General features: G+C 50.5%; 19 protein-coding genes. 11 read left to right on the top strand and 8 right to left on the bottom strand.

Translation table 11 applies throughout. The features are described from left to right. Window positions 1-45 precede the first annotated feature (45 nt). Window positions 46-1515, bottom strand: a complete 1470-nt coding sequence (locus ACQ0MK_RS00565; protein ID WP_430474362.1) for an aldehyde dehydrogenase family protein — start codon at window positions 1513-1515, stop codon at window positions 46-48. Window positions 1516-1839: 324 nt separating this feature from the next. Here ACQ0MK_RS00565 and ACQ0MK_RS00570 point away from each other — a divergent pair, with 324 nt between their 5' ends. Further along, window positions 1840-3462: a GMC family oxidoreductase gene (locus tag ACQ0MK_RS00570; RefSeq protein WP_430474363.1), complete on the top strand. Its 1623-nt coding sequence runs from the start codon at window positions 1840-1842 to the stop codon at window positions 3460-3462. A 49-nt stretch (window positions 3463-3511) separates the two neighbouring features. On the opposite strand, the gene ACQ0MK_RS00575 is transcribed toward ACQ0MK_RS00570, so the two are convergent. Continuing rightward, complete coding sequence (locus tag ACQ0MK_RS00575; protein WP_430474364.1) at window positions 3512-4285, bottom strand: FCD domain-containing protein; 774 nt, start codon at window positions 4283-4285, stop codon at window positions 3512-3514. 358 nt (window positions 4286-4643) lie between these two features. Between ACQ0MK_RS00575 and ACQ0MK_RS00580 the strand changes: the two genes are divergently transcribed. The 3 genes from ACQ0MK_RS00580 (at window position 4644) to ACQ0MK_RS00590 (ending at window position 7575) form a co-directional block, all read left to right on the top strand. Continuing rightward, window positions 4644-5633, top strand: a complete 990-nt coding sequence (locus ACQ0MK_RS00580) for a sialic acid TRAP transporter substrate-binding protein SiaP (RefSeq protein ID WP_430474365.1) — start codon at window positions 4644-4646, stop codon at window positions 5631-5633. A gap of 78 nt (window positions 5634-5711) precedes the next feature. Continuing rightward, window positions 5712-6296, top strand: a complete 585-nt coding sequence (locus ACQ0MK_RS00585; protein WP_430474366.1) for a TRAP transporter small permease — start codon at window positions 5712-5714, stop codon at window positions 6294-6296. Window position 6297: 1 nt separating this feature from the next. Beyond that, window positions 6298-7575, top strand: coding sequence for a TRAP transporter large permease (locus ACQ0MK_RS00590; RefSeq protein ID WP_430474367.1), 1278 nt, complete (start codon window positions 6298-6300; stop codon window positions 7573-7575). Window positions 7576-7753: 178 nt separating this feature from the next. Here ACQ0MK_RS00590 and ACQ0MK_RS00595 read toward each other — a convergent pair whose 3' ends face one another. From ACQ0MK_RS00595 to ACQ0MK_RS00610, 4 genes are read right to left on the bottom strand one after another with little or no spacing between them, the layout of a single operon-like run. Beyond that, window positions 7754-8458 carry a GntR family transcriptional regulator gene (locus ACQ0MK_RS00595; protein WP_430474368.1) on the bottom strand — a complete coding sequence of 235 codons (705 nt, stop codon included), beginning with the start codon at window positions 8456-8458 and terminating at the stop codon, window positions 7754-7756. A gap of 10 nt (window positions 8459-8468) precedes the next feature. Then, window positions 8469-9512, bottom strand: a complete 1044-nt coding sequence (locus ACQ0MK_RS00600) for a Gfo/Idh/MocA family protein (protein ID WP_430474369.1) — start codon at window positions 9510-9512, stop codon at window positions 8469-8471. A gap of 16 nt (window positions 9513-9528) precedes the next feature. Continuing rightward, window positions 9529-10650: an isocitrate/isopropylmalate dehydrogenase family protein gene (locus tag ACQ0MK_RS00605; protein WP_430474370.1), complete on the bottom strand. Its 1122-nt coding sequence runs from the start codon at window positions 10648-10650 to the stop codon at window positions 9529-9531. A 24-nt stretch (window positions 10651-10674) separates the two neighbouring features. Further along, a complete protein-coding gene (locus ACQ0MK_RS00610) occupies window positions 10675-11682 on the bottom strand; it encodes an SMP-30/gluconolactonase/LRE family protein (RefSeq protein WP_430474371.1) in 1008 nt (335 codons plus the stop codon). A gap of 171 nt (window positions 11683-11853) precedes the next feature. On the opposite strand from ACQ0MK_RS00610, the gene ACQ0MK_RS00615 reads away from it, so the two are divergent. The 7 genes from ACQ0MK_RS00615 to ACQ0MK_RS00645 all read left to right on the top strand — a co-directional run bounded on the left by ACQ0MK_RS00615 (window position 11854) and on the right by ACQ0MK_RS00645 (window position 19890). After that, the gene (locus tag ACQ0MK_RS00615) at window positions 11854-12858 is read left to right on the top strand and encodes a Bug family tripartite tricarboxylate transporter substrate binding protein (protein ID WP_430474372.1); all 1005 of its coding nucleotides are present in this window, start codon (window positions 11854-11856) and stop codon (window positions 12856-12858) included. A gap of 138 nt (window positions 12859-12996) precedes the next feature. Further along, window positions 12997-13743, top strand: coding sequence for a tripartite tricarboxylate transporter TctB family protein (locus tag ACQ0MK_RS00620; protein ID WP_430474373.1), 747 nt, complete (start codon window positions 12997-12999; stop codon window positions 13741-13743). Between the two features lie 9 nt (window positions 13744-13752). Then, on the top strand, window positions 13753-15306 hold the full coding sequence (locus ACQ0MK_RS00625) for a tripartite tricarboxylate transporter permease (protein WP_430474374.1): 1554 nt from the start codon (window positions 13753-13755) through the stop codon (window positions 15304-15306). Continuing rightward, window positions 15303-16580: a 3-oxo-tetronate kinase gene (gene otnK, locus ACQ0MK_RS00630; protein ID WP_430474375.1), complete on the top strand. Its 1278-nt coding sequence runs from the start codon at window positions 15303-15305 to the stop codon at window positions 16578-16580. The genes ACQ0MK_RS00625 and otnK overlap by 4 nt, the downstream gene beginning before the upstream one ends. Further along, a complete protein-coding gene (gene otnC / locus ACQ0MK_RS00635) occupies window positions 16577-17215 on the top strand; it encodes a 3-oxo-tetronate 4-phosphate decarboxylase (RefSeq protein WP_430474376.1) in 639 nt (212 codons plus the stop codon). Before otnK ends, otnC begins: the two co-directional genes overlap by 4 nt. Continuing rightward, window positions 17215-17502 carry a putative quinol monooxygenase gene (locus ACQ0MK_RS00640; protein WP_430474377.1) on the top strand — a complete coding sequence of 96 codons (288 nt, stop codon included), beginning with the start codon at window positions 17215-17217 and terminating at the stop codon, window positions 17500-17502. The genes otnC and ACQ0MK_RS00640 overlap by 1 nt, the downstream gene beginning before the upstream one ends. 39 nt (window positions 17503-17541) lie before the next feature. Next, entirely contained in the window at window positions 17542-19890 is a 2349-nt protein-coding gene (locus ACQ0MK_RS00645; protein ID WP_430474378.1) for a methyl-accepting chemotaxis protein, read from the top strand. 421 nt (window positions 19891-20311) lie between these two features. Here the strand turns inward: ACQ0MK_RS00645 and ACQ0MK_RS00650 are convergent, their stop codons facing one another. Then, window positions 20312-20644 carry an Hpt domain-containing protein gene (locus ACQ0MK_RS00650; protein ID WP_430474379.1) on the bottom strand — a complete coding sequence of 111 codons (333 nt, stop codon included), beginning with the start codon at window positions 20642-20644 and terminating at the stop codon, window positions 20312-20314. Continuing rightward, a complete protein-coding gene (locus ACQ0MK_RS00655; RefSeq protein ID WP_430474380.1) occupies window positions 20641-21696 on the bottom strand; it encodes a response regulator in 1056 nt (351 codons plus the stop codon). The genes ACQ0MK_RS00650 and ACQ0MK_RS00655 overlap by 4 nt, the downstream gene beginning before the upstream one ends. Window positions 21697-21705: the final 9 nt, after the last annotated feature.

The raw sequence follows: 21705 nt of genomic DNA on the forward strand, positions 1-21705 counted from the left end.
ATTATTGCGACCATTTTTTGAGCGGTCGCGTTATGTTTGGCCCCATCAGGACCAGTTGACGTACATGGACTTTTTACGAAGATAACCGTCGAAGCCGTATTTCCCGTCTTCGCCGCCAAGACCGGAATGGCCCCAGCCGGTATGAAAGCCCTGCACAAGTTCACCGCAGGTGCGGTTGACGTAAATTTCGCCGAAGTTAAGTTCCGTCGACAGCGACATGACACGACGGAAGTTCTGGGTATAAACGTAAGCGGAAAGGCCAAAGGGCGTGTCATTGGCCATGGTCATGACCTGATCAAATGTGTCGAATTCCGCAATCGGAACGACGGGACCAAATATTTCCTGTTCGATCAGCGCGGATGTTTGATCGGGGACACGCAAGACACTTGGGGCATACCAGTGGCCTTTGGCATAGTTGCCGTCATTAAGGGGGCCGCCTTTCAAAAGGAACTCGGCGCCATGGGTAACGGCGTCAGCGACGATTTGTTCTATCTTTTCAATTTCACCACCGCTGACTTTTGGTCCTAGATCCGGGTTTTCTAGCGGCTGTCCGATTGTCAGTTGCTTTGCTTGGGTGATGAACTTCTCGGTGAATTCGTCTGCAATGTTCTTTTGCAGATACATTCGTTCATTACAGGTGCATATCTGTCCGCAATTTGTGAAGCGTGCCGTGATGGCGCTTTTGACGGCGGCATCGATATCGGCATCCTCCATCACAATGAACGGAGCTTTCCCACCCAGCTCAAGACGCAAAACCTTGATCTGATCAGCGCCAGAAGCATAAATTTCCCGTCCGGCGCGATTGCTGCCTGTCATCGTAACGAGATTTGAAACCGGACTGTTGACCAAAGCCTCGCCGACGGTTCGTCCGGCGCCGGTTACAACGTTAAAAACGCCATCTGGTATGCCGACTTTATGGGCCAATCTGGCGAGTTCGAGCCCGGAAACAGGGGTGAATTCATGTGCCTTCAATACAAAGCTGTTGCCAGCAATCAATGCCGGGCCAAGCTTACGTGTGGCAAGGGCAGCCGGATAGTTCCAGGCCGTTAGGCCGACTACGACGCCATAAGGGAGACGTCTAATCCATATCTCCTCCTTGGGAGAGTCGGATGGCATGATGTCGCCTTCAATACGGCGGGCATTTTCTGCAGCATATCTTAAGAAGGAGCTGCATGCGCCCACTTCGCCGTAGGCTTGATCAAGAGGTTTTCCCTGTTCTGCGACGATGATGTTTGCCATGCGTTCACGGTTTTCATCAATCGCATCAGCAAGTTTGAAAACAAGTTTCCCCCGTTCAATACTGGGTAGTTTTGCCCATGCTACTTGCGCGATTTTTGCTGTTTCTAATGCATCAAGTGCATCTTGTGCTGTTCCATTGGGTATTGTTGCAAATACCGTTTCTGTAGCCGGGTTTTCCACCTCAATGACATCGGTGCTGTGTCCGGACGTCCATGCGCCATTGATGAACATCGAATAGTGATCAACACCGTCGATGGTTCGAACAAACTGGCTCATTCTTCCTCCTGGATCATTTGTTTTATTTGGTATGACCAAAATATGTAAAAAATCACAAATCAGTCAATATTTTTCTCAAAAATCTGTATTTTTGTTGTTTTAGAATTACTAAACAGCATTTTTGGTCGTATAAAAATTCTCGGATGAAACAGGAATCAGGCGTCAAGCCATGAATGGATCATCTGAAGAGGGCTGGCTGGATGTGGTTGGTGGGGGGGGGGCGGAGAACGTTTTAAGATATGAGCACCTTCCTGATACGCACACTTAGCAGAAGCATATCCGTCAAAATTATTAGGCAAAATCGGTTCTAACGAGGGGCGCTCTATGAGTGACAGATTTGATTGTATTGTTATCGGTGGTGGTTCTGCGGGTTCTGTGGTCGCCGCACGACTGGCGGCAGATGGTGGCGCCCGGGTCCTGATTCTAGAGGCAGGTTATTCGCACCGTCATCCTTTGCTTGATATGCCGCCGGGTATTTTTAAGATGATCAAGGGCAGTAAATACATGCGCTACCATATGACCTCCTCGCAGGAGCATCTTGATGGTCGTTCGCATGAGATTCCTCAGGGTAATGTGCTGGGCGGAGGATCATCGGTTAATGCGCAAGTCTATATCCGAGGGCGACCGTCGGATTACGACCACTGGCATGATATGTTGCGCGGCAACAACCAGTCCGCAGGGTGGGCGTGGAAAGATGTTTTGCCGCATTTTCGGCGCATGGCGGGTAATAATCGACTGAATAATGAACTGCACCAGCCAGATGGGCCGATGTTGGTTTCGGACCCCGGGCATATCAATGAAATGTCGCGCTGGTTCGTACAGGCGGTTCAAGCTCTTGGGGAGCCGTACAATCCGGACTTCAACGGCGCAACTCAGCGTGGGTGTGGGTTCTATCAGTTCATGAACCGCAATGGGCGACGTTCCAGTGCGGCTTATGCTTATTTGGAACCACAAAAGAACAACCCGAATCTGGAAATACGTTTGCAGGCAGAAGTGCAACGCATCGTAATCAAGAATGGTCGTGCGACAGGGGTGGTATATCGGGATAAGAGTGGCCGGTATCATGAAGTGCATGCGACGGACGAAGTGATTGTTGCTGCAGGTGCCTTGATCACGCCAAAGATATTGATGCTGTCGGGAATTGGTCCGGCAGATCAACTTTCACAGCATGGAATTGAATGCGTTCATGATCTTGCTGGCGTTGGGGAAAACCTTATTGACCACCCGGAAGTGCCGATTATTGCAACGGCCAATGGTCCGTATGGGTATTTCGGTCAGGGGGATGGTTGGCGTATGTTGCGTAACGGTTTGCAGTTTAAGTTGTTCGGAACAGGACCGGTAACATCAGCGGGCGTGGAGGCAGGAGCCTTTGTCAATCCACTTGATCCGAATGGTGAACCAACAATTCAGGCATTTTGTGTTCCGATTGTCTATCTGGATCGGGAATTGGCAGAGCATGTTAAGGATACGCACGGGCTTACGGTGACAACCGTTGTTGTCAAACCGGTTTCGCGCGGAACCGTCCGGTTGCGGTCGGCTGACCCAGATGAAATGCCAATTGTGTCGCCAAACCTTTTAAAGGACCCGCGGGATATGGAGGCAATGGTTGCCGGGCAGAGATTTTTCATTGAAGCCTTTGAAAAGAGCCCGTTAAAGGAAAAGGTGGATCGCTTTGTCGCACCTGACCCAAAAGATCTGAGCGATAAGGCACTGATCGCGCATTGCAAAAGATTTGTGAAAACCAATTATCATCCGGCCGGGACGTGTCGCATGGGGGCTGATGGGGATGGCATGGCTGTGCTTGATGCCCGGATGCGTCTTCGCGGGGCCGAAAACATACGCGTTTGTGATATGTCCGCCGTTCCGAACATCAATGCGGGAAATACGAATTCTGTCGCAATGATGCTAGGGGATCGCTGCGCAGATTTTATTATGGGACGTATATAAGGCTGCTGGGCAGCAAAGTGCCCATCCCGGATTGGGATGAATTTGTTGTCTAGCCCTGTTCTTCCGGCTCGAAGGTAACCCGGACATATTCCCATGCCGCGCGCAAATGTCGGGTAAGTGCCTCGTCCGCAGCTTGCGCATCACGTTCGAAAATGGCTTCGGCAATGGCTTGATGACTTCTGAAGTTTACAAGGTTGCGTTCCTGAGAGCGGGGCATTCTACGCCAGTGCGGGGCAAGCCAAGACAAATAAGCCTGATGGATGGCTGGAAATATCGGATTTCTTGGTACTTCATAAAGAACCCCGTGAAACGCGACGTCTGTTTCATAGAAAAGCGTTGAGTCATCAATTGCCTTTTCATTGGCAAGAAGTGCGCTTTTGAGTCTGCGGATATCTGCCGTTTGCGCATTTAGTGCTGCTTCGCGAACCAAAGAGCGTTCCATGAAAACACGCGTATCATAAAGGTTCTTTACGCCGTGATTCTCCGACAGAAGGTGTCCAACAATGCTGTCGGCATTCCGAATGATGGTTTCATATCCGGGTTTCAGCACAATCGGTCTAAAACGCGGTCGGTTTTCGACCAGTCCGCGGTTGGATAGTGCTGTGATTGCTTCTCGTACCACCGTCCGGCTGGTGCCAAATTGGGTCATAAGGTCGCGTTCTGCCGGCAGCGGACTGCGATCTGGCAGTGCTCCGGAAACAATTTTTTGTTCGAGATGGCGCACGATCTCATCTGCTGCCCGACCGGTTCGTATTGTGTCCGTGACAGTTTCATTAGCCAGTTGTTCGGATGAAATCAGCTTGTCGGGTAAGCGGCTTGTCATACGGGTCCCATTTCATGCGGTGGCGATCACTGCCAAATATTATCCGGATCAAACGGCTGGATAAACTCAGCGGGAACCTACACAAATGGGGTAGGTTCTGGAAGGTTTTTTACGTTGGGTAGAAAAAACCGTTGACCTTTTTGTGTTGAAATTATTAACTGCCTTAAAGTTTGGTCATACCAAAATGATGATACAAAACTTAGTTTTCGGCAAGTCTGACGTTGGGAAATGTCAGGTAAACCTGAGAATTCATAACAAAAGAGCCGAAAAGGCCGGGAGTTTCCTAACCTGTTTCTATGCCAAACGTCGTTTTGGTCAGATCAGGTGGGGTTTTTGATCAATCCTCAGGGAGGAAATAATGAGTTTCAAATTGAACAAGATCCTGGGTGCTGCCTTTGGCGGATTTCTGGCATCAGGTGCTGTATCGGTCAGCGCACAGGAAGTTTTGAACTTCGCCCATGTATACGAAGTTGCTACGCCATACCATGAAGCGGCACTACGTGCTGCCAAGGCCTTGGAAGAACGTACAGACGGTCGCTACGAGATAAAAGTATTCCCAGCCTCTTCGCTTGGTAAGGAAGTTGCTATTAACGAAGGGCTTTCTCTCGGGACTGTCGATATCATTTATACGGGGGTTGGTTTTGCATCCCGTAACTATGGACCAATTGCGATTTCGGATTTCCCATTCACGCTACGTGGTTACAAGCACTGGGAAGCTTATCGCAGCAGCGATTTGTTTGCTGAGCTGTCCGAAGGGTATAAGGGCGCTTCTGGAAATGAAATTCTGGCACTTACCTATTATGGGGCGCGTCAGGTAACGTCGAACAAACCAATTCTCAAGCCTGAAGACATGAAGGGGCTGAAAATCCGGGTGCCAAATGCGCCAGCTTATGTCTTGTTCCCCAAGGAAACAGGAGCGAACCCGACTCCACTTGCGTTTTCTGAAGTCTATCTGGCATTGCAGCAGGGGGTTGTTGACGCACAAGAAAACCCATTGCCGACAATTAAATTCAAGAAGTTCTATGAAGTTCAGTCACATATCAATCTGACAGCGCACCTTGTTAATTCACTGGTGACGGTTGTGTCTGGCTCGCGCATGGCGGCAATGAGTGAGGAAGACCGCTCAACGCTCAAAGAAGTTCTTCAAGAATCGGCCGAATGGGCATCTGGTGAAATTCTTCATGCAGAGAACACCTTGGTTGAATGGTTCCGTGAGCAAGGAGTTACGGTGAATGAAGTTGACCGGCAGCCTTTCATGGACGCGGTTCAGCCTGCTTTGCTAAGCAGCGATATGCCATGGGAACCTGACGTTTACAAACGTATGCAGGCAATCCTGGACGCCAATTAATCCAAATTTTGACGCTATTTCAGTTCCCGGTTTCGACCGGGAACTGTTTCGTCACGCGGCGTATGGGAGAAGAAATTGGTGTATTCTGAAGACAGTCATGATGGAGAAACCAGTCGGCCAGAAGAAAGCGCTGACATGGTTTCAGGTGCCGAAAAAGTCGATCTTTCAGATGTCCAACCGGTTGATTGGCCAGTTTTGGCGATCTTCTGGGGGCTTTTTCTGATCGTTTTTTTGCAGTTTTTCACGCGATATTTTTTGAACAATTCACTGGGGTGGACTGAGGAAATTGCGCGTTATCTTCTGATACTACTTTGCTTTGTCGGGTCTGTGACATGTATGCGGCGTGGGTCCCATATTTTTCTGCAGTTCTTCTATCGCTGTCTTTCGGCAGCGAATGTCAAAATATTGGCGATTGCCATTGAGGTCGTTGTTCTTGCTTTTTGTGTTTATGCAGGTTGGCTGACGACTGAGTTGGCGCAACGAACGCATTCTCAGAAAATGGTTTCAATCGACCTTCCGAAAAGCATTATCTATTGGACAGTGGCGGTTTCGTTCTTTGCTATGGCATTGATGTCTATGCGAAACATTTTGAAGTATTTGCACCAGAGCGGGCAGGAAATCTCGCATACCAAACTGGAAGCCGGAACTGAGGCGGAAATCTAAAATGGGTTTGATTTTGATGTTTGTGATGCTGGCTGTGATGCTCACAGTTGGCGTTCCTGTGGCGTTTGCCCTTGCTGCATCTTCTTTGGCTTATATTCTGGTTGAAGGTGTGCCAAGTGTTGTGCTGGCACATAATATGATTAACGGCGTTGATAGCTTCCCGCTTTTGGCGATTCCGTTCTTCATCCTTGCCGGTCATTTGATGAACACGGCAGGTATTACCAATAAGATATTTGCTTTTGCTCGGGCATTGGTTGGCTGGATGCATGGCGGGCTTGGGCATGTCAATGTCGGGGCCAGCGTGTTATTTGCCGGTATGTCAGGTGCAGCTGTTGCTGATGCAGGTGGTCTGGGAACGATTGAAATTAAGGCGATGCGTGATGCAGGATATGACACGGATTTCTCGGTTGGGGTAACGGCAGCGTCCTCTACGATCGGGCCGATCATTCCGCCTTCTTTACCGCTTGTGATTTATGGCGTGATGGCGTCGGTTTCAATCGGTGAGCTGTTTACAGCAGGTATTGTCCCCGGACTTCTGATGGCCGTCGCCCTTATGGTGATGGTTGCGTGGTACGCCCGACGACGCAATTACCCGCGTGACGCCCGGTTTGAATTCTCCCGTCTCTGGGTCACGCTTCGTGCGGCGGTTTTGCCACTCTTCACACCAGCAATTATTATTGGCGGAATTGTAACCGGGGCTTTTACCCCCACTGAATCCGCTGTAGCTGCAGTTGCATACGCGTTGTTCCTTGGTGTCGTGGTGTATCGGACGTTAACTTGGCGTTCTTTGGCACGCGTATCGATGGATACGGTTCAGACATCGGCTTCGATCTTAATGATTGTAGCATCGGCTGCGATATTTGCATGGATATTGACTGCCGCGCAGGTGGCAAACAATCTGAGCGAGTATCTGCTGGCATTCACGGACAACAAGTTTCTGATCCTTGCGATTATTTCCGTCGTGGTCCTTGTGGTTGGGCTCTTTATGGAAACCATCGCAGCCATCACAATTCTTGTTCCGGTGCTTTTACCTGTGGCGTTGGCCGTTGGAATTGACCCTGTTCACCTTGGTATTGTCTTGATCATGAACCTGATGCTTGGGCTGCTGACTCCGCCAGTTGGTATGGTGTTGTATGTCTTGTCGCAGGTGTCAGGGGTAAAGTTCGAACGCTGCGTTTCTGCAACCATGCCTTTCCTTGTGCCGCTGGTTATTGTTTTGATGATCATCACGTTTATCCCAAGTTTTGCTTTGTGGTTGCCCAATATGCTGTACCGCTGATTCTATTGGATGGTGTCGCTTACGACGAGTGAGCGACACTGTCGCCTTTCGCCATCAGACATCTGTGATTGCGGTGCGACAAGCCGGGACGTTGTGGCAAAAAGGGCTGATAAATGATGGTTTTTCGATGCAATCTGGCTGCTATTTGTGTGTAGGGGCATTTACAATTATGAATGCTTTAAACGTTCGAAAGGCCATGGTTTTCAAGTATTTCAACCAACATCGTTCCGCTTTTCAGGCGATGTTGACGGTGCAGGTCGCGTGCGGCATCGGGATTACCATTTGCGATGGCTGCAACAACTGCACGGTGGTCGTCATTTGATCCGGTTGGTTTGGGGCGAAGTCGAAGTGTCAGAAGGCGTACGCGATGCGATTGATCCCAAAATGTATTGACCATATTGCTCAGGCGGCGGTTGCCACAAAATTCCACCAGCAAAAGATGGAAACGTTCGTCAGCATTTGCCCATCCGGTCAGATCATCATTGGCAAGTGCGTGGTCCATTTCATCAACGGCATCGTTTAATTCAGCCAGCTGTTCGGGAGAAAGGCCGCGCCGTGCGACAAGTTCTGCTGCTTGGGCTTCCAGGGCGGTTAGGATGTCGTAAATTTCAATCATGTCATCCTTTGACACTGGCAACACGCGCATGCCATGACGCGGGCGAACTTCAACCATGCCTTCGTTCGACAGCCGGATAAGGGCCTCGCGAATGGGTGTTCGGCTCATATCAAGAAGCTCGGCCAACTCACTTTCCAGCATGATGGTGCCTGATGGCATATCGTTTTCAAGAATGCGTCTTTTGATTTCCCGATATGCACGGTCTGGCAGCGCAAGTTTTACTTTTGCATCCGGGTTGCGTGCAGCCTGAACGGTTTCCGATGACATGTTCTTACTTTCAAATGACCTTCGAATAATCGACGTGGATCGTGCGGCTTTCTTCTGCTGCTTGGTAGATTGCCTGTTCGACAACGAGATTACGCAGATATTCCCGGCCAGTATTCATCAAGGGGCCATTGCCCAAAAGAGAATCTATCACGTGGCGTTGCAGGCGATAAACACAGTCGCCGCCAAAATCAATGTTGTTCCACAGATATGGAAGCTTTTCAGCGTTGTTTTCACCATGCGAACGCATGGTAATTTCAGCATCACCATCAAGGGATAATGTGCCAGCCGATCCTTCAATAACCATCTCGCCCATGGTCAGACGACGATTTTGTGCGCGATGGTCTGCGAGACGATTAGCGTCAAGAACGGCGAGCAGGCCGCTTTGGAACTCCATGGTGATCAGGCCGGAATCCTCGCCTGCAATAGCAGGGTTTAGCCGGCGCAAAACAGCATTAACAGCAGTGATTTCGCCAAACAGATACCGGAATGTATCAATCCAGTGAACGCCGGTTTCATGTACCAGAAAGCGCGCCATCTTTTGGAAATAGGGTTGTCTTGCAAGATAGGCATCTGGACCCTGACCGTCGCCGGGGCGCAGGCGGAAGTTCGCCTGATACAGTTCGCCAAGGTTTCCATCGCAGATTTCGTCAGCCAGTTTTGCATACCAAGGCTGGAACCGGAAGTTTTCATGAATTGCCAACATGATTCCGGCTTTCTCGGCGATTTCAACAGCATCACACGCATCGGCAAGGTTTTCGCAGAATGGTTTTTGGCAAATGACATTGATACCACGTCTGGCAGCTTCGCGGATGTAGGCAAGATGTGTCGAGGGCGGAGTAATGATGTCGACAATGTCGGGTTTAACGGTGTCGAGCATGTCGCAATAGTCGCCAAACACATGTGGGACCGCAAATTCGTCGGCGATTTCTTGTGCGCCTTCAATCGTTCTGTTGCAAACAGCAACAACTTTGGCATCTTCAATTCTGTTCCAGGCCGCATACTGGAACCGGCTGAAATAGCCGGTTCCAACCGCAGCAATGCGGATTGTCGTCATAGTGCTTCCTGTTCCTTTAGCCTGCGCTGTGACGTGCAGGGTCAAGTTCCTTCAGCGCATGCATGACAGCACGCGATACTTCAGTTGTGCCGGCTTTGCCACCGAGTTCGCCGGTGACAAGATCACCATTGGCAAATGCGGCATCGACGGCTGTGCGAACCATAGCTCCGGCTTTTTCGGCCTCCGGGCAGCCATGTTTATCACCCAGCCATTCGAGCATCATTGCACCGGACAGGAACATCGCGGTCGGGTTTGCCAGTTTCTTGCCAGCAATGTCAGGTGCGGATCCGTGGCACGGCTGGAACACGGCATGTTCATCGCCAATGTCAGCCGACGGGGCAAAGCCCATGCCACCAATCAAGCCCGCGCCAAGGTCCGAGAGGATGTCGCCAAACATGTTTTCGGTCACCAGTACATCAAGGTCCCAAGGGCGACGCACCATGTTAAGGGCGGCAGCATCAACATACATGTGATCGGTGGCAACGTCAGTATTCAGTGCTGCCCGCTCGTCAAAGACCTTGCGGAAGAATGCAAATGATTTGAAAACGTTGGCTTTATCGACACAGGTGACGACGCCTGAGCTCCCCTGGTTTTTACGTTTGCGGCCAAGGTTGAGCGAAAAGTCAAAAAGGCGTTCGCTGACATCACGTGTGATCAAAAGCGTATCGCGTGCTTCAGCATCATCCGTCACCGTGCCTTTGCCGTGTGAGGCAAACAAACCTTCGGTTGATTCCCGTATAATCACGAAATCGAGAGCATGCGCCTGCGGATTGTTCAGAACCGGGGCAAGACCGGGAATGGTGCGTACGGGGCGGACCCCGGCATATAGGCCGAATTCAAATCGAAGGTCGATTTGTGGCGAAATTTCCGTGCCGTCCGGATAGCGAATGTCAGGCAGGCCCATCGCGGCAAGAAGAATGGCATCTGACTTTGCAGCTTTGGCCATCGAATCTTTCGGAAGCGACTGGCCAGAGTCACGGTAATGGCCTGCGCCAGCCGGGAGCCAATCAAAGCTGGCTGAAAAACCGCCGACTTTGGAAATTGCTTCCTGAAGGATTTCGACACAAGGTGTCGTGATCTCTTCGCCAATGCCATCGCCTGGGAAAACAGCGATGTTGAAGCTGTTTGAGTTGGTCATAAAAACCTCGAATGTCTTTTTATGTTATTGGGGGGTATTTGAAGATAGTAGTGGTCGGAGCTTGGACAGTGGTGCGTCCCAATGAGCCGGTTTCACGCCACTAAAGGGGCTTTGGAACCGGGCGATCTGATCGCCAAGCAGGCAACCAAGATAAGCTGTTTTCAAGTCAGCACCGCCAAAGGCGAGGCTGGAAATATTTTTGAGTTTCTGACTGTGAGCACGATCAAGGTGTGGTCGGCCCATAGCAGCGCGCCCGAAGGCGTCTTCGACATTGTCAAGATGTTCCTGATCAACGTCTTCGATCAGGATTTCTTGTGTTCCGTCTTCTGTGACGCGGATGACGCGATTGCTGACAATGCTGGTGATCCAGATACCGCCTTCTGTATCGAAGGTCATTCCATCAGGAAATGTTCCGGCACCGAATTCGCAGACAATTTTCTTGTTTGACAGATTGCCTTTGGCATCGATGTCAAAGGAAGAAAGTTTGCGGGCGAAAGTCTCGTTGACGAACAGACGTTTGCCATCCGGGTGGACCAGACATTCATTGGTATAGCCAATATCATCGGCAACGATGCGCGCACCTATCTCGTCAATCAGGATGACGTATCCATCTGCCACATCACCACGATACGCTGCTGCGCGGGGAACCTGACGTGTGCTTACTGTAATCCACGTGCGACCTTGGGTGTCGATATGAACGTAGTTGGACGGAGGCAGTGCTGTGCCATCCAGTTCTGTCAGGACATCTTCAAGGGTTCCGTCAGGATACAGGCGGAAAAGACCACCCGTTTCAGGGCCTAGATGCGCAAGAAGAAAGGAACCTTTCTGTTCTACAGCGATGCCGTTCGGGCGCACTTCAAAGGATGAGTCCTTGGACAGAATATGATGGACAGAATGATCCGTCCCGATGATCGAGACTCCGCCATTTTTGGTCCAGTCAGCCGCAAAAAGCAGGCCGCTTTTATGCGTCAATACGCATTCAGGACGGTTGAGTCCTTGGCCTACGAATTCGATGTTGTCCAGTGAAATCATTGTTTCCTCTCTGAAAGTTCAACGTTTGACGGCTTTCATCATAAACCATTGACGTTGTATTTATTAATGTATACGTTAACACATGCATTGAGCGAATCAAGATAATTCGACATACGATCGGCGGCTCAATGCGGGATGTTTAAATAACAAAGAACTCAGTGGAGGAAACACATGAAGACTTTTGCAACTCTTTGCGTTGCGGCACTTATGGGTAGTGTCGTTGCTCAAGCACAGGCAGCGGACTATCCGGAGCGCGATATCACAGATGTCGTGACCTGGTCCGCGGGTGGCGGAACCGACGTTTCGAACCGTGTTGTGGCTGCGGAAATGGCAAAATTCTTGCCGGTACGCATTAATGTCGTGAATAAGCCGGGCGGTGTTGCGGGCTCAATCGGTATGAGTTATGCGCATTCACAGCCGGCAGATGGCTACACCCTTGTTGGTGTTGCAGACTCGAACACAACTTCTGCTGTCATGGGCGGCTGGGATCAGACCTTTAAGGAATGGTATCCGTTCCTGATCGGTGGTTCACCGGATCTGATTTCAGTAACAGCGGACTCGCCGTACAAGACCCTGACTGATCTGATTGAAGCAGCAAAAGCCAATCCGGGTTCGGTCAAGGCTTCGGCAGGTGGTTCGGGTTCGATCCACCATATCAATCTGCTTGCCTTGCAAAAAGGAACCGGTGCGAGCTTTAACTTTATCCCTTACCCGGGATCTGCCCCGGCGCAGAATGCTGCAATGACGGGTGAGGTTACCGCTGTTGTCACCTCGTTGGCGGAACAGCTTCAATTGTTGCGTGCGGGCAAAATTCGTCCGTTGGCAATGCTCGTCGAAGATGGCGTCACTGTCGAAGGTATTGGTGAAATTCCGACGGGCTTTGGTGATTATCCGGGGCTTTCTGAATATCTTCCTATTCAGCAGACCTTGGGGATCGCCATCCGTGCGGATGCGCCAGATGATGTGAAAGCTACCCTTGCAGATGCGTTCGGCAAAGCAATGGCAACCGATGCCGTCAAGAAATGGGCTGACGAGAACTTTTATGTTCTGTCGGGCAAGACAGGCGAAGAAGCGCAGAAAGAGTATCTGAAGCTTGAGTCGGTCTTCTCATGGGCGCTGCATGATCTGGGCGCTGCCAAAATTGATCCGGCGACGCTTGGTATCAGCAAACCCTGATCTAAGTATCAAGGTTCGGCACAAGAGATGAAATTGTGCTGATCATACGGAGAGGTGACCTTTCTGGGGGGTGTCACCTCTCCCATTCTCTTGGCTTTGACGACTGAATTTGGGTGCGCTGTGCGCCAAGGAACGAATATGACTGATCCGCAACTGACGAAGAAACGGCGGGCAGACTTCTTTACCAGTATCCTTCTCCTCGTGCTCTCTATCGCGATGTTGGCTGAAACGCTGACATTTCCGATGGCGGACAGTTATGGTGGAGTATCGAACGTCTGGTACGTGTCGCCGGCACTGTTTCCCTTGCTTGTATCTGGTTTGTTGATTGTGATGGCATTGATCCTGATGTCCCGTGCGATCCGTGATGGCGGTATGGCACAAGCGATTGAAGATCTGCCAAACTTTGGCCGCTTTCTGGCAAGTGAAAATCTACACCGTTTACTGGTGCTGATTGGCATCATCTCGGCATATGTCTATGCATTGGTGCCAAATATAGACTTTTGGATCGCTTCGTTTGCATTTCTGACTGTGCTGATCGCACCGTTTTATATTGATGACCCACGTATTTTACGACCGCTCTTTGGTCCGTTTGTTGTGGTGTCGATCATTGTTTTTGCAATCGGGCGCGATGCGGATGTCAACGGAACCTTGCTGGATGCATTCGTTCTGATTGGTGCGATTTTCCAGAACCTGATTGTCGCGACCATGTCCCGTACAAATCAGCTTTACTTGAAGAAATGGCGAATTTCTGTGATGTCAGCGTTCCTGACACCACTGGTTCTTGTCCCGTGTTTCAAATTCGGACTTCTGGTGCCGCTTCCGGTTGAAGGTATCGTGATTAATGCCATGGCAGACTTTGTTCGTGCGATCGGGCATTTGGGATAGGGGGCGAGGATGAATTTTTTAAATGATTTGGTCATTTTCGGTCAGACGATTTTCAGTTTGCTGAGCGACCCCTTGACTGTCGTGCTTTTGATGGGGTCAAGTTTCCTTGGGATTGTTTTTGGCGCATTGCCGGGGTTGACGGCGACACTTGGCGTTGCCTTGCTGACAACGCTTACCTATTCAATGAACCTTGAAACAGCGCTTGTGTCGCTGATTTCGATGTATGTCGGCGCGGTGTATGGTGGATCTTATCCGTCCATTTTGATCAACATTCCCGGCACGGCTGCGTCTGCAGCAACCGCGATGGATGGATACCCGATGGCGCGCCGCGGCGAAGGGGGGCGGGCACTTGGTCTGACAACAACGGCATCCTTCATCGGTACGATTATTGGCATGGTGGCGTTGGTTGCTTTTGCACCGCTGATTTCGGATGCGGCGTTGCAATTCACATCCTACGAGTTCTTCTTGCTGGCGTTCTTCGGGATCATCATCAGTGGAACACTGACCAGCAAGGACCTTGTCTATAAGGGCTGGATTGCCGGCTTGCTTGGATTGGCGCTGGCCTGCATTGGCCGTGACCGTCTACAGTTCTTCCCACGTTTTACATTCGATCAGTCGCAGCTTGATGGCGGGATTGAAGTTGTTCCGGTTCTGATCGGTGCCTTTGCATTGCCTCAGATCATCAAGACTCTGCGTGATCGCATGACTCTTGGTAAACCACAGGAAATCAAGCGGATGTTGCCGGAGTTCGGTGCCATCGTGCGGAACTTCAAAAACATTGTTCGTTCATCGATGATCGGGATCGGGATTGGTGCTGTTCCTGGAGTTGGTGAAGATATTGCCGGTTGGGTTTCTTACGGGACCGCCAAAAATTCCCACGCCCATCCTGAGAATTTCGGCAAGGGTGAGCCTGCGGGTATTATTGCCTCGGAAACCGCAAACAATGCGTGCATCGGCGGGGCCCTGATCCCGCTGGTGACGCTTGGAATTCCCGGCAGTCCGCCGGCTGTGATGTTGCTGGGGGCGTTGATGTTGCACGGTCTGACACCCGGGCCGATGATTTCAATTTCCAACCCGAACTTTTTGGTTCAATTGACAGCAATCATGGTGCTTGCATCCTTGGCGATGTGGTTGAACGGCATGTTCTTGGCCAAGCATGTGGTCAAGGTTCTGCGTGTTCCGGCATCTGTATTCCTACCGATTGTTGCTGTCATGTCAGTGATTGGTTCCTATGCGTTGGGGCTGAGCATCTTCAATCTTTATCTGATGGTGCCGGTCGGAATTGTTGCCTATCTGCTGGGCGAAATGGATTACCCGATTTCGCCGCTGGTGATTGGTGTCATTCTTGGCCCGATGGCGGATGAAAATCTGCGCCGCGCATTGTTGGTGTCTGAGGGAAGTGTTGCAGGTTTCTTTGAACGTCCGGTTGCCGTCATTCTGATTGTTGCCATTGTCTTGACCGTTCTTTCGCAGTTGCCAGCGTGGCAGCGTGCAAAAGGTAAGGTCTGGGCGAAACTGGCCCGTCGCAAATCCGAAACCATCAAAGCAGGAGAAGGCAAATGACCCTGCTTGGATGCATTGCTGATGATTTGACCGGGGCCACCGACCTTGCACTGAATCTTGTGCGCAACGGGATGAAAACCGTTCAGGTATCGGGCGTGCCCGAAGGACGTGTTGATTTTGACGGTGCCGATGCAGTTGTGATCGCCTTGAAGTCACGGACCATTCCGGTACAAAGTGCAGTCGAACAGTCACTTAACGCCTTGAGCTTTCTGAAGTCGGTCGGTGCCGAGCAGATATTTTTCAAATATTGCTCGACCTTTGATTCAACTGATCAAGGCAATATCGGACCGGTGCTTGAGGCACTTCAGTCCGCACTTGGTAGTGCCGTCACGATTGCCTGTCCGGCCTTTCCTGAAACCGGACGCAGTCTGTTTCAGGGGCATTTGTTCGTAAACGGGCGATTGCTTTCGGAATCATCATTGCGGGATCATCCGCTTACACCGATGCGTGATCCTGATCTTGTTCAGGTCTTGCAGCGCCAGTCAAAGGGAAAGGTTGGTCTGGTCCCTTGGGAGATCGTACGCACCGGCCATGCCGCTATTTCCGATGCCGTTGAAGCAGCAGCGACATCGGGCAAAACTCTTCTGATTGTTGATGCAATCGTTGACGATGATCTACGTGCGATTGGTCAGGCGATTTCCGGGCATAAGCTGGTCTCGGGTGGTTCCGGGGTGGCAATTGGCCTGCCGGAAAATTTCAGGCGGGCGGGGAAATTGCGACCCTATGATCCGACTGCCGGGTTTGACTATCCGGATGGGCAGGCCGCGATCCTTGCGGGAAGCTGTTCGACCGCAACAAGAATGCAAATCGAAACAGCGATCAAAGATGGCTTTCCGGCGTTGCAGCTTGATCCGTTCAAACTGGCAGCAGGGAGCGACGAAATTGAGCGCGCCTGTTGCTGGTTAAATGAGCAGGTCGGGCAAGCTGCATTGCCACCGTTGGTTTATTCGACCGCTTCCCCGGATCAGGTGCGCGATTTTCAGATCGAATATGGTCGTGATCGCGCCGGTGAGATCGTTGAAGAGGCGCAAAAGATTCTTGCGCGGCATTTGTTCGGTCTTGGAGTTCGGAGATTCATTGTTGCTGGTGGTGAAACATCGGGCGCGGTTGTTGAAGCATTGGGCGTGCCGATGCTTGAAATCGGACCAGAAATTGCGCCAGGTGTTCCTTGGACGCGATCAATTGGTGGTGATGAAGGCGTGGCGCTTGCATTGAAGTCGGGGAATTTTGGTGATGCTGATTTCTTCTCCAAGGCTTGGAGGATGTCAGCATGACAAATGAGAACAAACTTCGAGAACAGATTTGTCAACTTTCTGCATCTTTGTTTGAGCGCGGACTGACATTCGGTGCATCTGGCAATATCAGCGTACGCCTTGATAATGGCTGGCTGATGACCCCGACGGGCTCATCAATGGGTAATCTTGATCCGGCACGGCTTTCACGGTTGGATCGGGACGGCAACCTGATGTCGGGCGACAAGCCGACCAAGGAAGCGTTTTTGCATCAATGCATGTATGACGGTCAACCGACCGCACGCGCAGTGGTGCATTTGCATTCTTCCTATTCGGCGGCAGTAAGCTGCATGGAATGTGATTGTGCGCAGAATGTGCTGCCGCCATTGACCCCGTATTTTGTCATGCGGGTCGGTAGTTTGCCGCTTGTCCCCTATTACCCGCCAGGTGACGTCAACCTTGCAAAAGCTGTCAAAGAACTGGCAGGGGATCATCATGCCGTATTGCTGGCCAATCATGGACCGGTCGTGGCGGGTGACAGCCTTGAAAATGCGATCTATGCGACCGAGGAACTTGAAGAAACGGCAAAGCTGTTCTTGCTGTTGCAGGGACAAAAAACGCGTCCACTGACAGATGATCAGGTTGCTCACCTTAAATCAAAATTCGGAGGAAACTGATGTTCACTGTTCTGGTGCGGTTTGAAATCTGGTCGCATTCAATTTCAAAGTTCGAAGAGCTTGTTGTTAAACAGGCGAAAAACAGCCTGATGCTCGAAGCCGATTGCAGCGTCTTTGATGTTGTTCATGACGCGGCGGACCCGTCGGTTTTCTATCTTTATGAGCTTTATTCGGATCGTGGGGCCTTTGACCTGCATCTGGCATCCGACCATTTCAAACAGTTTGATCTGGATGCCCAACCAATGATCGCGCGCAAGGAAGTCTGGTTGGGATCAAAGCTGAACTAATCAAAACAAAACATCGGACAAACATGTTCGGGGGTGGAAATGCGTAATCTCAATGTTTCGTTGTCTACGAAATTTGTTCTAAGCAACCTTTTGCTGGTGCTGGTTATTGCCGTTGTTGGCGGCTTGGGTTATTGGGGGAACCGATTGTCGGGTGACCGCTATGAAAGTGCGAACGCCGCGGCATCGCTTGTGCTGAATGTGCGCAACGCGCAGTTGGCTCTTTCGGAGTATCGATTGACCGGTGACCTTGATCTTGCCAATAAGGCGTCGATCGCAGCAAAGCAGGCATTAGTGTCAGCTGGCCAAGTCAAGGCCGGGGATAAGATCAATACTGAACTTGATCGCTATAGCCAGATGATTAGCGCATTCCGCACAACGTTCGAGCAGAACCGGGCCCTGGAAACTTCCATCAGAACGGCTCTCGAAGAACGCCTTGCCGATATTTCCCGACAGACAGATGCGGCCAAAGTCCGGTTTGAAGAAAAATCGGTTCTTGCAGCCCAGGCCGAGATGGATCGAGTTACCGCGTTTGACGCCCTTTCACAGGTGAATGTGTTGGCGGAGCAGATCAACAAACTGGCGTCAACCAATCTGAAGTTCAGCTACACGTGGCAACCGGACTTGGCCGAAAGCGTACAGCAACAAAGTGCGTCCTTTCGCACCGATGTAAGTCAATTGCAGGATCAGCTTGAAACGAGCGGTAAAGACAGCCAACTGGCCAATGTTGGATCCCTGATTGATAGCTTCGATGCGTCATTTGAGAAGTTTTTTAATGACAGTGACGCCATTGCTGCCGCAGATGCCGAGATCGCCTTGCGCAAAATTGGCAGTCAGGTCAGTGCGTTGCGTGACACTCTTTCGACCGATTTTGCGACAGCAACGAAAATCAGCAGTGATACAATAGCTGCCATGGGCGATAGTCAGAGTTTTATGCGCTCGGCGGAAGAAGTTCTGCGCGAGATGCTCAAGCTCCGGTCGTTGCTGCAAAACATGGTTATGGCCTCTGACAATGAACACCTTCGGACGGCCTTCGATCAGGCGACGGCTACGCAACGACATGCTGCAAAGGTTTATGGCGACCTTGATGGTGATAAGACAAACTTTGCCAAATTTGGCAGTGATTTTGAGGAACTCAACCAAAGTCTGGAACAGCTTCTGGTCGATGAAACTGCAATTGATCAGGCGGCAACAAAAAGCGGTGAATTGCTGACGTCTTTCCGTGATCAGGTTGTTGCATCTGCTCAGCATACGGCGGGACTTGCGGGCAAGGGAATCCTTGGTGGACTTTTGGTCGGGTTTGTTCTTGCAACTATTCTGGCGTTCCTGTTGCATCGGGATGTTGTCAAACCGCTTTTGGCATTGGGACAGGATCTTAAGCGGATTGTGGCGGGTGATTTTAGTGCTACGGTTTCTGTTCAGTCACGCCGCGATGAACTTGGTCTGATTGGTCAGGATGTTGTGTCGTTGCGGGATGCTTCGAAGGACAAGAAACAACTTGAGACGGATGCCAAAAAACGTGAAGAACAAATGGCGTCAGACAAAAAACACCAGCGTGATCAGATTGTTGCCAATTTTGAAAATACAGTGGTTGCTGCACTTGCCGATACCCAGAATACCCTTGAACGGGTTGATGGGGCGGTCACTGAAATGCTTGGTGCATCAGATCAAACCGCTGGCGTTTCGGTCCGGTCACGCGAAGCAACAGAGCGGGCGACAGAAAGTGTTCAGGCGGTTGCGTCCGCGACCGAGGAAATGTCAAACACTATCAAGGAAATTTCAGCCCAGATTGAAGATTGCGTGCTTGTTTCAACCGATGTCGGCCAATCCGGTGCGGATGTTCGCAATGCCATTAATGCATTGGTTGCGGCAGGCGACAGTATTGCCGGGGCTGTTGTTTTAATTGCTGATATTGCCGCACAAACCAACCTCCTTGCGCTCAATGCGACGATTGAAGCCGCACGCGCCGGTGAAGCCGGAAAGGGGTTTGTTGTGGTTGCCAATGAGGTCAAAAACCTTGCGCAGCAATCGGCCAAAGTGACTGAAGAAATAGAAAACAGAATTCGCATCATTCAAAGCGAAACTGACCGCGCCGTGATCAGCAGCGATGCCATTGGAAGTGCGATTTCACGCCTTGAAGACATCACCTCGAATGTCAGTGCCGCGATTCAGCAACAAAATGCGGCAACGGCCGAGATCGCCAGAAGTTCGTCATCCGCAGCGACGGAAACAGCAAGTGCATTTGAAAACAGTCACTCTGCCGAGCATGTTGCAAATCAGGCCAAGGCCATTGGTGAAAATCTGCAAGAAGAAGTTCGAGCATTGACCTTGACCAACAGAACGCTGCGCGAGAAATCATCCGAATTTGTCGGCGAGTTGAAACAAGCCTGAACATTAATTCTCGCGGTCCCGGCTTTCCTGACTGGCGAGCCATGCCAGAGAGCACGTTGCGAACATAACGTGCAAACTCGACCGGCGTACTAAGTGCGCCGGTCTTCTTTTTTTGATTGGAAAGAGGACAGTGCGAGAAATGTCAGCTTTTCTGTCAATTCCGCAGCTTTTTGTCATCTTTTGTGTCAATCAGGGTCAACTTTTCTGGCAATCAGAAAGCTAAATTATTGGTTTAAAAGGAAGTCAGATGTCATCTTTTCTGGTGCCTGACAATATTCATATCATATGAGTGTTGCTGCATCGCTCTTCTATGCCCCCCGGAACACCACATCAAAACCGCGTGCCCGTTTGTCATAATTCGGGGAGGGAATTATTAATGCTCTGGCTTGTGTATGTGAATCTTTTGTAAGGTTCTTTGTATCTATCGATATTTGAGCAATTTTTCGATTGCTTCTGATGGAGCTGAAAGGTTGCGCTCTGATAGTGTTTGTTCCTGAAAATCAATAAGCTCATTTTCGGCATTGTTAGCTAATATGCCGAGTTCGGAAAATCCGTAAGTTTTGGCTGTTCCTGCAAGTTTGTGTATAGACTGGATCAGTCGATCAATTGATGCTTCATCCTGCGGGGATTCACATTGTTCCCAGTTGTCCGATATTTCCGTCAGTTTTTCAGGAATACTATTGGCATAATCATCTTGAAGCTTTTTCAGTTTTGATTTTAGGTCCGCCTTTTGAGCGTCGTTCAATAGGCTCATAGCGCCCTCATCAATTCAGGAATTGTTCCGGGCGGGCATACAAGGCTTTGGGGAAAGGTGCTGGCAATGTTAGATGCGGCTTGGCCATCAGGACATGTTTCAGGTGTTTCAACAATCACGACGCCCTTGGTCGATGCATTGACAATACCTAAGCACGTCTCAGAAGACGCACCGGACAAGATAATTGTAACTGGCCTTGCGTTAATCGCAGCAATTGCTTGGTGAAACGATGACAATTGTAATTCCGGGTTTCTCACGCCTTGGGACACACGAAATGAAAAGCTGTTTTCCCTGAGGCTTTCCAAAGCAAGTCCTGCGGATGGGAAGGCGCAGTATATATGTCCGGGTTTGATGTTCTGTCCGTCTTGCGCGACCAGAACAGGAATAGACGCCCTTTTGCCAATATAGCGAACAAACCCGTCCAGACAGGATTGTGGTACATTGGGCTGGATAATGATGGGAGGGCAAGTGTTCTCAAGTTTCCCGAATAAGTGTGGGACACTGTCGAGGCTGCCGGCCCCCATGCTCATTAGAACAAAATTATTGGCGTCTTTGTTGAGTCCGAAGCGGTTTAAGAGGGCAATGCAATCTTCCTCGGACGGTTTGGCCCGAACGTTGATTTCATCGTCGCTTGCGGGGGCGTGATGCCGCCCCCAAAACAGAATCTTTTCGAGAATTGTATTGGCAATCCCGTCTATATCGATGTCCATTAGTGAGGCTGATTTCCAGATCACATCAACCGCACCAACTTCCATGAGGCGTTCTGCAAGCGCACTACGGCGTTCTGTCAGCGAACTGAGGATAATGATCGGCACATCGTGCTTCTGTGCGATTTCTGTGGTTGCGGCAACACCGTCAAGTCCGGGCATTGAAATGTCCATGGTGACAATATCAGGCGACAGTTCTCTGACGGCATTGATTGCGTCTTCGCCATCTTCTGCTTCACCGATGATTTCGATATCAGGATGAGCATCGCACAAAGTGCGAACCGCCATCCGCATAAAGACTGAATCATCGCAAATCAAAAGCCGTATCGGACGAGATGCTGTCATATCCTCGCT

It is taken from the genome of Thalassospira lucentensis (assembly GCF_050516545.1).
Classification (GTDB): Bacteria; Pseudomonadota; Alphaproteobacteria; order Rhodospirillales; family Thalassospiraceae; genus Thalassospira; species Thalassospira lucentensis_C.